At 68.0% G+C, this 12,888-nt stretch carries 13 protein-coding genes and 1 tRNA gene; 9 read left to right on the top strand and 5 right to left on the bottom strand.

The window, feature by feature from the left end; all coding sequences use genetic code 11:
* The first annotated feature begins 38 nt into the window (after window positions 1-38).
* Window positions 39-1,256, top strand: coding sequence for an MFS transporter (locus ACI1US_RS01285; RefSeq protein WP_461637517.1), 1,218 nt, complete (start codon window positions 39-41; stop codon window positions 1,254-1,256).
* Window positions 1,257-1,462: 206 nt separating this feature from the next.
* On the opposite strand, the gene def is transcribed toward ACI1US_RS01285, so the two are convergent.
* On the bottom strand, window positions 1,463-2,029 hold the full coding sequence (gene def / locus ACI1US_RS01280; RefSeq protein ID WP_059061393.1) for a peptide deformylase: 567 nt from the start codon (window positions 2,027-2,029) through the stop codon (window positions 1,463-1,465).
* 73 nt (window positions 2,030-2,102) lie between these two features.
* Between def and orn the strand changes: the two genes are divergently transcribed.
* The 6 genes from orn (at window position 2,103) to ACI1US_RS01250 (ending at window position 5,147) form a co-directional block, all read left to right on the top strand.
* Window positions 2,103-2,744 carry an oligoribonuclease gene (gene orn / locus ACI1US_RS01275; RefSeq protein WP_461637515.1) on the top strand — a complete coding sequence of 214 codons (642 nt, stop codon included), beginning with the start codon at window positions 2,103-2,105 and terminating at the stop codon, window positions 2,742-2,744.
* Between the two features lie 116 nt (window positions 2,745-2,860).
* A tRNA-His gene (locus tag ACI1US_RS01270) sits at window positions 2,861-2,936 on the top strand.
* Between the two features lie 85 nt (window positions 2,937-3,021).
* Window positions 3,022-3,741 (top strand): PIG-L deacetylase family protein, encoded by a 720-nt coding sequence (locus tag ACI1US_RS01265; protein WP_461637513.1) that lies wholly within the window; start codon window positions 3,022-3,024, stop codon window positions 3,739-3,741.
* 91 nt (window positions 3,742-3,832) lie between these two features.
* Complete coding sequence (locus tag ACI1US_RS01260; RefSeq protein WP_461637511.1) at window positions 3,833-4,180, top strand: metallopeptidase family protein; 348 nt, start codon at window positions 3,833-3,835, stop codon at window positions 4,178-4,180.
* 11 nt (window positions 4,181-4,191) lie between these two features.
* The gene (gene clpS / locus ACI1US_RS01255) at window positions 4,192-4,485 is read left to right on the top strand and encodes an ATP-dependent Clp protease adapter ClpS (RefSeq protein ID WP_461637632.1); all 294 of its coding nucleotides are present in this window, start codon (window positions 4,192-4,194) and stop codon (window positions 4,483-4,485) included.
* Window positions 4,482-5,147, top strand: coding sequence for a DUF2017 family protein (locus ACI1US_RS01250; protein WP_461637509.1), 666 nt, complete (start codon window positions 4,482-4,484; stop codon window positions 5,145-5,147). The genes clpS and ACI1US_RS01250 overlap by 4 nt, the downstream gene beginning before the upstream one ends.
* A 64-nt stretch (window positions 5,148-5,211) precedes the next feature.
* On the opposite strand, the gene dinB is transcribed toward ACI1US_RS01250, so the two are convergent.
* Window positions 5,212-6,462, bottom strand: coding sequence for a DNA polymerase IV (dinB, locus tag ACI1US_RS01245; RefSeq protein ID WP_461637507.1), 1,251 nt, complete (start codon window positions 6,460-6,462; stop codon window positions 5,212-5,214).
* A gap of 93 nt (window positions 6,463-6,555) precedes the next feature.
* Window positions 6,556-7,521 carry a sugar-binding transcriptional regulator gene (locus ACI1US_RS01240; protein WP_461637505.1) on the bottom strand — a complete coding sequence of 322 codons (966 nt, stop codon included), beginning with the start codon at window positions 7,519-7,521 and terminating at the stop codon, window positions 6,556-6,558.
* Window positions 7,522-7,594: 73 nt separating this feature from the next.
* On the opposite strand from ACI1US_RS01240, the gene ACI1US_RS01235 reads away from it, so the two are divergent.
* Entirely contained in the window at window positions 7,595-9,364 is a 1,770-nt protein-coding gene (locus ACI1US_RS01235) for a glycerol-3-phosphate dehydrogenase/oxidase (RefSeq protein ID WP_461637503.1), read from the top strand.
* On the top strand, window positions 9,357-10,871 hold the full coding sequence (glpK, locus tag ACI1US_RS01230; RefSeq protein ID WP_461637501.1) for a glycerol kinase GlpK: 1,515 nt from the start codon (window positions 9,357-9,359) through the stop codon (window positions 10,869-10,871). The genes ACI1US_RS01235 and glpK overlap by 8 nt, the downstream gene beginning before the upstream one ends.
* A gap of 117 nt (window positions 10,872-10,988) precedes the next feature.
* Here the strand turns inward: glpK and ACI1US_RS01225 are convergent, their stop codons facing one another.
* Together ACI1US_RS01225 and ACI1US_RS01220 are read right to left on the bottom strand one after the other, a co-directional pair.
* Window positions 10,989-11,189: a hypothetical protein gene (locus tag ACI1US_RS01225; protein WP_461637499.1), complete on the bottom strand. Its 201-nt coding sequence runs from the start codon at window positions 11,187-11,189 to the stop codon at window positions 10,989-10,991.
* 131 nt (window positions 11,190-11,320) lie between these two features.
* The gene (locus ACI1US_RS01220) at window positions 11,321-12,400 is read right to left on the bottom strand and encodes a glutathione S-transferase family protein (protein WP_461637497.1); all 1,080 of its coding nucleotides are present in this window, start codon (window positions 12,398-12,400) and stop codon (window positions 11,321-11,323) included.
* Between the last annotated feature and the right edge of the window lie 488 nt (window positions 12,401-12,888).

Below are 12,888 nucleotides of genomic sequence, written 5' to 3'. Positions count from 1 at the left end.
CCCGGCCGCCAGCACCGGCCGCGAGCTAGACTGATTCGATGCCCAAAAACTCCGCCGCTCAACCACCCAAGGTGCGGCTTCCGTTCGAAGTGTGGGCCCTCGTCGCCGGCGGCTTCACCGTCGCCCTCGGCTATGGCGTGGTCGCCCCCGCGATCCCCCAATTCGCGCTCGAATTCGACGTTTCGACCTTCGCTGCCTCAGCAATCGTCAGCGCCTTCGCGCTCATGCGGCTCGTCGGTGCACCACTCGCGGGCTGGATCGTCGGCAAGTTTGGCGAGCGCGCGACCTATACGACCGGTCTGCTCATCGTTGCGGCATCGACCGGGGCCGCGGCGTTCGCGATGAACTACCCGCAGTTCCTGATCCTCCGCGGCCTCGGCGGCCTCGGATCAGCGATGTTCACGATCGCCGCGACCGCGCTCCTCGTGGAAGCGAGCCCGCCGCAGGGCCGCGCCCGCGTCGCGAGTGTGAACGCCGCGGGCTTCCTGCTCGGCGGGCTGCTCGGCCCGGTACTCGGCGGCATCGTCGCTGGCTTCGGGATCCGCGCGCCCTTCATCTTCTACTTCTTCACCCTCGTCGCCGCGGCGATCGTCGTGACCATCGCGCTGCGCAGCAAGCACGCGCTGCCGCAGTCCGCCCCCGGTTCGAAGACCGGCGGCGACGAAATGCAGCTGCGCGAGGCGCTGCGGCTGCCGACCTACCGGTCGCTGCTGCTGTCACAGTTTGCCTTCGGCTGGACGTCGTTTGGCGTACGGGTCTCACTGATCCCGATCTTCGTCGCCGTCGTGTTCTCCGGCGACGCACCGACCGCCGCGTGGGTGCTCGCCGCCTACGCCGCAGGCAACGCCCTGTTCATCTTCCCGTCTGGCCGGTGGAGCGACTCGATCGGCCGCACGCCACTGCTCATCACCGGCTTCGTGCTCATGGGAGCCGCGTTCCTCGCGTTCCCGTTCTCGGGGGCGCTGTGGGTCGCGATGGCGATCATGGTGGTTGCGGGCGTCGGATCCGCCCTCGCAAACCCCGGCCACCAGGCTGTGCTCGCCGACGTGCTCGGCGCGCGCCGCGGCGGCATGGTCGTCTCGACGTACTCGATGTCGAGCGACCTCGGCGGGGTGCTCGGGCCGCTGATTGCGGGTGCGATCGTTGATTTCGCGGGCTTCGGCTGGGCGTTCGGCCTTACCGCCGCGCTGCTCGCCGCCGCAGCGATGGGGTGGATCGTCACCTCGAAGCAGACCGCGGCGCTCGGCAGGCCGTAGCGCGGGCAGGCGGCCCGAGTTGCGCTGAGCGGCCCGCTCCGCACCAAGGGACACAGGGAAGCTCTCCTGCTCTCCCTCAAACAGGAAGAGTTCCCACGCTGAGTGGCGCTCAAAAGACATGTCCTCAGCGAAGTCAGGGGTTTTTGGCAGCAGAAAATGCCTGACCTCGCCGAACACATATCATTTCGACGCTGGGGAGCGCTGGGCTACTCGCCCTCGAGGTCGTCGACGCCGGGAAGCCAGCTCAAGCCGGGCACGCCCCAGCCGCGCTTGCGCTCGATCTTCTGCGCGGTCCGGCTGTCTGGGTGCACCAGCCGGTCCACGTACAGCAGTCCGTTGAGGTGGTCGTACTCGTGCTGCATGATGCGGGCGAACCAGCCACTCGCCTCAACCTCGAACGGCTTGCCGTCGATGTCCTGCGCGCGCAGCAGTGCCTTCTGCGACCGGCGCAGCGGGAAGCGCTCGCCCGGGAATGAGAGGCAGCCCTCGACCTCGTCTTCCTCGGGCAGACCGGGCTCGAGGGGCGCGATCCACAGCTCCGGGTTGATCGCGACGCCCTGGGCGGGTGCCTCGTCCTGATCCTCGTACATCCACACGAACAACCGCTGGCCGATGCCGACCTGCGGGGCGGCGAGGCCGACTCCGGGGGCCGCGACGGTCGTCTCGAACATGTCGTCGACGAGGGTGCGCAGCTTCGCATCGAACTCGGTCACGGGTGCCGCGGGGCGGTGCAGTACGGGCTCGCCGCAGATGGTGATGGGGAGAATAGCCATGACGGCTAGCCTACCGGCGAGCGAGTGCGCGGATAGACTGGCCTCACCGTATCCCCCGCGTGAAGGAGTCACCTTGTCGAATGCCCCCGCAGAACAGATCGTCTGGATCGACTGCGAAATGACCGGGCTCGACACAGACAACGACGGCCTGTGCGAGATCGCCGTGATCGTCACCGATTTCGACCTCACGCCGCTGCACCCGGGCTTCGACGTCGTGATCAACCCCGGCGAGGCCGCGCTCGCGCACATGAACGATTTCGTGCGCAACATGCACGAGAAGTCGGGCCTCCTCCCCCGCATCGAAGCTGGGGTCACGCCCGCAGACGCCGAGGCGCAGGTGCTGGAGTACATCGACAAGTTCGTGCCGGCTGGCCGCCGCCCGCTCGTCGCAGGCAACACCATCGGCATGGACCGTCGCTTCGTCGCGAAGTACATGCCGATCCTTGAGGAGCGGCTCCACTACCGCTCCATCGACGTCTCCACGATCAAGGAGCTCGCGCGCCGCTGGTACTCGAAGGCGTACTACGCCTCCCCCGAGAAGCGTGGCGGGCACCGCGCCCTCGCAGACATCGCCGAGTCGATCCAGGAGCTCGCATACTTCCGCGGCACCGTGATGATCGATGGCGACGGCCCCGATTCGAAGGCTTCGAAGAAGGTTGCGGGTGCGGTGAGCGAGCAGTACGCGCCGTTCATCGACGCGGAGCCCGCGAGCTGATTCACACCGCCTGATTCGCTCCGCGCGACACGCGACCGCCGACGAATTGGCGAGGCGGCACCCCTTGGGATATGCTTATGGGGTTGCCGGGTGGGCTCCACCCCCTCGGCCGCATGGTGGCTATAGCTCAGTCGGTAGAGCACCGGCTTGTGGTGCCGGTGGTCGCGGGTTCAAGTCCCGTTAGCCACCCCAAGTAGTTGAGGCCCACACTCTCACAGAGAGTGTGGGCCTCAACTGTTTTCCGCACCCACATGCTCGCGAGGCTAGAGTCAGAGACATGACCACTCTCGAACGTTTCGATCCGACAGGCATTCAGCGCGTCCTCTGCATCGTGGCGCACCCCGACGACATGGAGTACGGCGCGTCAGCGGCCGTCGCCGAGTGGACGGCGCAGGGCATCGAGGTCTCGTACCTCCTACTCACCGCCGGCGAGGCCGGTATGCGCGACCGCTCCCCCGAAGAGGTCGGGCCGCTCCGCTCCGCCGAACAGCGCGAGGCCTGCGACATTGTTGGGGTTTCGAAGCTCACAATCCTCGATCTCCCCGACGGCCTCATCGAGCATTCACTCGAGACGCGCCGACGCATCGCGCAGGCGATCCGCGAGACCCGCCCCAACGCGATCTTCACCATGACCTGGGATCTCGAGGCCGGCTGGGGGCTCAACCACGCCGATCACCGCGCGACCGGGCTCGCCGTCGTCGACGCGATCCGCGACGCGGACAACCCGTGGCTGTTCCGCGAGCAGCTCACTGACGGCGTCGAAGCATGGAAGACGACCTGGCTGCTCGCCACCGCACACCGGCCGGATCACGCGGTCGAGGTATCGGCAGAGTCGCTGCAGCGCGGGATCGCTTCCCTCGCCGCGCACCGCGAATACCTGGCGGCGCTCCCCGACCACCCGACGCCAGAGGATCTCGTCACCGGCGTGCTCACCGCGGGTGGCGAGCAGTCCGGGCTGCCATTTGCGCTGCCCGTGCACGCCTACCGGATGGGATAGGCAGACAACGGCGCTCCCGGCCCGCACCCTACCGGTCCAGTCTTCACAGATTGTTACGGCGGGCTTCGAGCCGAGCCGCTAGGGTGAAGGCATGCTCGATGTGTCACTCGATGAGTTTGAGGCGCTGGTCTCCGACGGCCTCGACACGCTTCCCGACGAAATGCTCGAGCACCTCGACAACGTCATCTTCCTGGTCGAAGACAAGCCCGAGGATGGGGCTGACACGCTCGGCCTCTACGAGGGCTTCTCGCTCGCCGAACGCGAGGTGTACGGCTACGGCGAAGAGCCCGACCGGATCACCCTGTTCAGGCTCAACCTCCTCGCGCACTGCGATGACCACGAGCATCTCGTGAGCGAGATCCGGGTGACGCTGGTCCACGAGGTCGCCCACTTCCTCGGGCTCTCCGAGGAACGAATTCACGAGCTGGGGTGGGGATAGTGGTAGACCGCATCCCGGGCGTCGAGCGCAATCCGCTCGGCGATGGGGCTGTCGCGGTCGCACCTACGAAGCCCTGGCGCACCGTCGTCTGGGATGACCCAGTAAACCTCATGTCGTACGTCAGCTATGTCTTCCGCTCTCACTTCGGGTTCTCGCCCGAGCGCGCGGAAGAACTCATGCTGCGGGTGCACAGCTTCGGGCGCGCGGTCGTCGCGGAGGGATCGCGCGAGGCGATGGAACTCCACGTCGAAGCGATGCACGAATACGGCCTCTGGGCCACCGCCGAAGAAGGGGATGGATCGTGAAGCTGCAGCCAGGCGACGGCGGCGTCGAGATCCTCTTCGCCCCAGAAGAGGCGGGCGTGCTCAAGCAGCTCGTGCACCAGCTCATCATGCTGTTAGAGAGCCACAGTGGCACGGCGCTCGATCCGGATCCGCTGTTCGCGAGCCTCGAGGTCGGCGGGAGCGAGGAAACCCCAGAGGATCCAGCGCTCGCGCGGCTCCTCCCCGACGCCTTCGCCGACGCCGACGACGCGGCGGGCTTTCGCCGCGTCACCGAGCAGGGGCTCATCAACCGAAAGCTGCAAGACGCACTCCAGGTCACCGCGGATCTCACGGTCATGCCCGAGGGTGCCGACAGTTTTGCGGAGGCCGCAGAGGCTGTGGCCGGGCCGGTGCCCGATACTGGCGCGCCCGCGGAAGCACCCGACGACGGTGAGGACTTTGGTGGCGGCTCCCCCGTGCCCGTCAACATCACCCCTGAGTCGTTTCCTGCCTGGGCGAGAACCGTGACGGCGCTGCGGCTGGCAATGGCTGCGCGCATAGGGCTCGAAAGCGAGGCCGACTACAACCGGCTCATCGACGCCGACGCTACCCGCGGCACGGTGCTCGTGTACGACTGGCTCGCCGGTCTCCTCGAGGCCGTGCTCGCCCTTGGCGACGCGACCGACGAAACGTCAACCGACTAAACTACACCCGACGGCACCGCGCCCGACAGCGCACCAAACGGCGAATCCTAGGCGAGCCGCCCCGCTACCCGGGATCCTGCAGCGAGCGCGGATCCACCACCTCGTCGCGGCCCCCGAGCAGCCTCGCCGAGGTGATGCCGAGCGCGCCGAAGCGGTCGCGCACGTTGTCGACGGCCGAGTCGACCGCGCGCCACTGCTCGTCGTCATCCCACAGTGCCTGCCCCTCGCTGCCCGCGGGAATCAGCTGCTCGGCGCGCACCCCGATGAGCCGGACCGGGCGCACCGGCCGCCCGCCTGGCGAGAGTGCGGCGAAGAGTTCGCGCGCGGTGCGGTAGACGCGCTGGGTCGCGTTCGTTGGCTCACCGAGCGTGCGTGACCGGGTGACCGTCTCGAAAGTGTCCCAGCGCACCTTGATCGCGACGGTGCGCGCCTCGAGGCCCGCGTCGCGCAGTCGCTCCGAGGTGCGGGTTGCGAGCCGCAGCAGCTCGCGTTCGAGCTTCTCCGGGTCGGCGACGTCGCTCGCAAAGGTCTCCTCGTGGCCGATGCTCTTCTCGACGCGGGTGGTCTCCACCTCGCGCGTATCGCGGCCGTTCGCAAGCGCGTGCAGGCGCTCAGCGGAGGCGTTGCCGACGATCCCGCGGAGCGAGTTGAGGGGCTCGCGCGCGAGGTCGCCGACGGTGTGGATCGCCCGCGCCTGCAGCGAGCGCGCCGTTGCCGCGCCCACGCCCCAGATCGCGCCGATCGGGAGCGGGTGCAGAAACTCGAGCGTGCGCGCCGGCGGGATCTCGAGGATCCCGTCTGGCTTCGCGCGCTGCGACGCGAGTTTCGCAACGTGCTTGGTGCTCGCGAGTCCAACCGACACCGGGAGGCCCGTGCGCTCGAGCACGCGCTCCTTGATCTGCCTGGCGATTTCAAGCGGCGGGCCGAAGATCCTGACGGCCCCGGCCACGTCGAGGAAGGCCTCGTCGATGCTCAGCGGTTCAACGAGCGGCGTGAACTCGCGAAAGATCGCCATCACCTGGCGCGAGGCGAGCCGGTACTTCTCGTAGACGGGGGTGACGAGCACGAGTTGCGGGCAGAGCTGTTTGGCGCGCCCCACTGGCATCGCCGATCTCACGCCGAAGCGCCGCGCCTCGTAGCTCGCGCTCGACACCACCGAGCGAACGGTGTCGTGGGCGGCGGCGACGGGAAGCCCCTTGAGCTCGGGGCGGTCGAGCAGCTCCACGGAGACGAAGAACGCGTCCATGTCGACGTGCAGAATCGACGGGGTCGCGCGCTGCGCTGATCCCGCTCCCGCTCCTCGCTCGCTGCTCATGTCTGCCCTGCCCGTTCCTTCCCGACAATCACACCACACACCGCTGACATCCCGCCGCCTGGATGTCTCCCGCGCGGGGCGGCTGCCGGATTGTTACCCGGCGGCGAGCACGAGCCGCGCGAGCGCCTCGTCAACCACCACGTCGGTGATGAGGCCGGCGGCGAGCGCCCCGCGGAGGCTGTCGCGCTTCATCGCGCCAGACACCACGCAGATCCGCTGTGGGGCTCGCCGCACCGCCTCGAACGAGGGGCCGCTCGAGCGGTCGTTGATGGGGATCCCTGCTGTGCTGCCGTCGAGCCGGTAGAAGCGGCTCGCGCAGTCGCCGACGACACCCTGGCTCGCGAGTTCGCTGAGGTCGTCGCTGCCGAGATAGCCGCCGGAGTAAATGTGGGAGCGTGGGTCGCCGATGCGGGAGCCCAGCCCGAACACACACAGGTTCGCGGCTGCCTGCAGGTCGAGTACGCGCGCGACCGAGCGCTCGCGCCAGAGCGCCTCGCGCGTTGCCGGGTCGTCGAAGATGGCGGGCACCGGGAGCTGAAACACCTCTGCCGAGAGCCGCTCGGCAAAGCCGCCAAGGAGCTCCGTCGTGTACTGCACCCCGGTCGAGTAGACGTTTGCCGCACCGTTCATTTGCACGAGCTGGACGCCGTGCTTGCTCGTGCTCGGCAGGTACTTGGTGACTGCGCTGATTGTCGATCCCCAGGCGACACCCACGATGGATCGGGCCTTCACGCTCGCGGCGATGAGGTGAGCGGCGACCTGGGCGGTGCGCTCGAGCTGCTCGTTCTCGCTGAGGCGGCCAGCGACAGGTACGACATGGGCGGTGACGCCGAATCGTTCGGCGAAGCGTTGCTCGACGCGGGAGCGGGCTTCCTGCGGCGAGTGGATCCGGATCTCGACGAGCCCAGACTCCTTCGCGTAGCTGAGGAGCCTCGATACCGAGGAGCGCGATACCCCGAGTTCTTTCGCGATCGCCTGCATCGTGAAGTCTTGCCGGTAGTACAGCTGCGCGGCGGCGAGCGCCTCGCGCAGTTTCACAGCTTTCCGCTCTTCGGCCATCGGCTGTCCTCCCGTTCGCACCCAGTCTTGCACGTTTGTGCAACCCTTTTGCAATTGGGTGCAGAATGGAACCATGCTGGAAGCACACTCCGAGAAAGGCCGCGCCATGCATGTCACTCACGATTCGCTCCGCCCGAGTGTTGCGCGGCTGCGCGAGCGCCCCAGCGCGGACGTTCTCATCATCGGCGGCGGCATCAACGGCATCGCCACGTTCCGTGACCTCGCGCTGCAGGGCGTCGACGTTGCACTCGTCGAGCGCGGCGACTTCGTGTCGGGGGCGTCTTCGGCGTCGAGCCACATGATCCACGGCGGCATTCGCTATCTCGAGAACGGCGAGTTTCGGCTCGTGCAGGAGTCTGTGGCCGAGCGCAACCGGCTGCTGCGCACCGCGCCCCACTACGTGCGGCCGCTCGAGACGACGATCCCCATCTTCTCGACCTTCTCCGGCATCCTCTCCGCTCCGTTCCGGCTGCTTGTCACCCACGGTCGCGGCAAGCCGCGTGAGCGTGGGGCGGTGCTCATCAAGATGGGCCTGATGATGTACGACACGTTCTCGCGCGGGGGCGGCCAGGTGCCGCGGCACCGCTTCCTGGGCAAGAAGAAGTCGCTCGCAGAACTACCCGCAATGAACGACGGCATCAAGTACACCGCCACGTACTACGACGCCTCGATGCACGACCCCGAGCGGCTCGCGCTCGACGTGTTGCACGATGGTGAGCAGGCCGGCGGCGACCGCGCCCGGAGCGCGAACTACGTGAGCGGGGCAGGCATGCGGGGCGGCAAGGTCCAGTTGCGTGACGAGACCACCGGCGAAGATTTTGAGTTCACCGCGAAGGTGGTGCTCAACACGAGCGGGCCGTGGACCGACATCACCAACGAGGCACTCGGCGAGCAGACCCGCTACATGGGCGGCACCAAGGGTTCGCACGTCGTGCTCGACCACCCCGAGCTGCTTGCGGCGACCGCTGGCCGCGAGATCTTCTTCGAGCACTCCGACGGCCGCATCGTGCTCATCTATCCGCTGAAGGGCCGTGTGCTCGTCGGCACGACCGACATCGAGGCAGATCCCGCGAAGCCCGTGGTCTGCACCGACGACGAGGTCGACTACTTCTTCGATCTCATCGGGCACGTCTTCCCCGAAATCGCGGTCAACCGCTCGCACATCGTCTACTCGTTCTCGGGAATCCGCCCGCTGCCGCACCACGACGACACCGCCCCCGGGTTCGTCTCGCGCGACTACCGGATCGTGCAGTCAGACGCCCTCGGCGTGCCCGTGCTCAGCCTCGTTGGCGGCAAATGGACGACGTTCCGCGCGCTCGCCGAGCACCTCGCTAACGACACCTTGAAGCTGCTCGGCACCGAGCGCCGGGTGAGCACGACCGCGCGACAGATCGGGGGCGGCGTCGGGTTCCCCGCTGACCGCAATGCGCGTACGCGGTGGATCACCGAGCACGCGGACGGCCGCGACCCCCGCCGCGTCGAGCAACTTCTCGAGCGTTACGGGACCCGCGCGGTCGAGGTGCTCGCGGCAACGCCGGAGCAGGATCCCGAGCTTGCCGAGCTCCCCGGCTACACGGCGGCGGAGCTCGCCCACCTCGCGGCGAGTGAGCAGCTCGTGCACCTCGATGACCTGCTGCTGCGGCGCACCTCACTCGCATTCGTCGGCGGCCTCACCGAGTCACGGATCCGCGTCGCGGCCGACGCGATCGCGCCCGCACTCGGGTGGGATCCCGAGCGCACGACCGCCGAGGTCGAGCGGGTGGTGACGCTGCTGCGTGAGGCGCACCGGATCGATACCGCCTCGGGCGGCGCATTCATCGCCGAAGGAGCCATGCATGTCTGACTACGTCGTCGCCATCGACCAGGGAACCACCTCCTCCCGCGCGATCGTGTTTGATCGTGCGGGCTCCATCGTGGCCGTCGGCCAGAAAGAGCACGAGCAGATCATGCCGCAGGCCGGCTGGGTCGAGCACGACGCGGCTGAGATCTGGCAGAACGTGCAGGAGGTCATCGGCATCGCGCTCGGCCGCGCCGACCTCACGCGGCACGACGTCGCCGCCATCGGCATCACCAACCAGCGCGAGACCACAGTGGTGTGGAACCGGCACACCGGCGCTCCCGTCTACAACGCGATCGTCTGGCAGGACACCCGCACGCAAGACATCGTCGACAGGCTCGCGTCAGACGGCGGCACCGAGCGCTTCAAGCCCGTCGTGGGCCTCCCCCTCGCCACCTACTTCTCGGGCACGAAGATCGCGTGGATCCTCGAGAACGTCGCGGGTGCGCGAGAGGCCGCCGACGCGGGCGACCTGCTGTTCGGCACCACCGACTCGTGGATCCTCTGGAACCTCACGGGCGGCCCCGACGGCGGCGTGCACGTCACAGACGTGACGAACGCGTCGCGCACGCTGTTCATGGACCTCGAGACGCTCGAGTGGCGCGAAGACATCCTCGACGCGTTCGGAGTGCCGAAGTCGATGATGCCGGCAATCAAGTCATCGTCGGAGGTGTACGGCACCGCCGAGGATTCCTCGCTGCTGCGCGAGACCCCGATCGCAGGCATTCTCGGGGACCAGCAGGCGGCGACCTTCGGACAGGCGGCGTTCACGGCTGGCGAGTCGAAGAACACCTACGGCACCGGCTGCTTCCTCATCTTCAACACGGGCGAGGAGATCGTCCACTCGCAGAACGGCCTGCTCACCACGGTCGGCTACAAGCTCGGAGACGGGCCGGCGCACTACGCGCTCGAGGGGTCGATCGCGGTGACCGGCTCGCTGATCCAGTGGCTGCGCGACCAGCTCGGCCTCATCCAGACCGCACCCGAGGTCGAGGAGCTCTCCGCGAGCGTGCCAGACAACGGCGGCGTGTACATTGTGCCGGCGTTCTCCGGGCTCTTCGCGCCGTACTGGCGACCGGACGCGCGCGGCGCAATCGTCGGCCTCACCCGCTACGCGAACAAGGGCCACATCGCGCGAGCCGCGCTCGAGGCGGTCGCGTTCCAGACCCGTGACGTGCTCGACGCCGTGAACGCCGACGCGGGCGTGGATCTCACCGAGCTGCGCGTCGACGGCGGCATGGTCGCCAACGACGCGCTCATGCAGTTCCAGGCCGACATCTTGGGGGTCCCTGTCGTACGTCCCGTCGTGGCGGAGACCACTGCCCTCGGGGCGGCCTACGCGGCGGGCCTCGCCGTCGGCTTCTGGAAGGATCTCGACGAGCTCTCCGCGAACTGGCAAGAGGATCGCCGCTGGGAGCCCGCCTTGGCGGACACGGAACGCGAGCGCCAGCTGCGACTCTGGCGGAAGGCCGTCACGAAGTCGATGGACTGGGTCGACGAGGACGTGCGCTAGCGCACTCAACCTGACAACGACGGCCAAACTCCGGCCGCTCGCCAGGGTGCACGCCGCGCAGTCACCCGCCGCAGTTCCAGGTGGGTCAACGACGATGCCGCAAGCTGCGCCGCTGTCTCATGCAGCAGATCCCTCGGGCACCCGCTGATCCCACCCCGCCCGCCGCGCAAAGAACTCAGACATGTTCATTCGCGCGGGCACCAGCGCCCCCGAACTGATGAGATCTTCAAGCGGCGTCGACTGCATCGGCACGATTCTCGCGACGGGCACACCACGGTCCGTCACGACCGCCGGAGCGCCGAGTTTGACGCGAGCCACTGCCTCTCAGGCGTTCTGCTTCAGCGCGTGAATTCCGACTTGGGAGGCCGCATTTGGGTCCTCAATTCTCTCTCCCCTCGCTCGCTCATGTGCTAGAAGGTAGCATCTGAGCGGCAAAACGCTCCCAGGATTCACGCCGCGGGCGGGGTGCCATCGCCGAAGGGCTCGCCGCCCAGGCGCTCGCGGCCGTGCGCATCGTGCCAGTTGCCGAGATCCGGCCCGCCAGGCACGATCTGCGTCGGGTTGACGTCTTCGTGGGTGACGTAGTAGTGCTGCTTGATCTGCGCGAAGTCAATCGTGTCGCCGAAGCCCGGGGTCTGGAAGAGGTCGCGGGCGTAGCCCCAGAGGTTGTCCATCTCGCTGAGCTTGTTGCGGTTCGTCTTGAAGTGCCCGTGGTAGACGGCGTCGAAGCGGGCGAGCGTCGTGAACAGCCTGACGTCGGCCTCCGTGATCGTGCCGCCCATGAGAAAGCGTCGCGTCGCGAGCCGCTCCTCGAGCCAGTCGAGGGCATCCCAGAGCCTCGCGTATGCGGCGTCGTACGCTTCTTGGCTGCCGGCAAAGCCGCAGCGGTAGACGCCGTTGTTCACCTCAGTGAACACCCGCTTGATGACCGGCCACATGTCTTCCATGAGTTCGGCGGGCAGCAGGTCTGGTGCGCCGTCGCGGTGAAACTCGCGCCACTCGGTCGAGAAGTCGAGCGTGATCTGCGGGTAGTTGTTCGTCACGATTCCCCCGCTGGCGATGTCGACGATCGCCGGCACCGTGATGCCGCGCGGGTAGTCGGGGAAGCGCTTGAAGTAGTTCTCCTGCAACCGCTCGGTGCCGAGCACGGGATCGCGGCCGCCCTCGTCGAGGTCGAACGTCCATGAGCGCACGTCGTGCACTGGACCCGGTGAGCCGAGCGAGATCACGTCTTCGAGGCCGAGCAGCCTGCGCACGATCACCGTGCGGTTCGCCCACGGGCAGGCCGCGGCTGCGACGAGCCGGTAGCGGCCGGCCTCGACCGGCCAGGCTTCGGCCCCCTCGCTCAGGCCGAAGCCGAGTGCGCCGATGCCGGTGGCAGGCGGGGCGGGGAGCGCGCCGGTCGCTGCGGGGTCGGCAACGATGCGGTCCTCGATGTACTGGGTGTCGCGCGTGAACTCGGCGCCGGTGACGTAGGCTCCGCGGGTCGAGTGTTCGCCCGTCTCAGGTGTGGGGTTCGATGCAGTCATGGGATCCTCTCCTCGCCGAGGAGTCTACGCAGCAGAGCCGGGAGGATCCTCACCCACGCGGCGTGGCACAGAGGATCCGCGGGCCCCAACCTGGCAACCAGGGTCGGCTCTCCGCGGGGCGCCAACTACGGGTGACCCACGAATGCAGAGTCGCTCGCAGGCCTCGCCCGCACGACGTCCGGCGCCGATCCACTGATCGGCACCGAGGCCGTGCTCGTGCGCCGCGCGCGCAACGGCACTTCCCTCTTCGCGACCGGGATGGTCCACCACCCGGTCGGGGCCGCTGCGCGCTCCCCAAAATCGGCTTCGCAAGGCTCCACGCGACGCCCCTCGCCCAGGATTCCGGCAGCGCGTGCGTCACCGACTTCGACACCCGGCGTCAGCCCGATCAGATGCGCGCGTCGATCGTTGTCGAGAGAAGCACCGCGGATCCGGTGTCTTCGACGCTGGACCCCGTCGTGCTCGCGCTCTGCGGCCTCGCGCTCGCG

Source organism: Leucobacter sp. BZR 635 (genome assembly GCF_048061935.2).
Taxonomy (GTDB): domain Bacteria; phylum Actinomycetota; class Actinomycetes; order Actinomycetales; family Microbacteriaceae; genus Leucobacter.
This window is presented reverse-complemented; position numbering and strand designations above follow the sequence as displayed.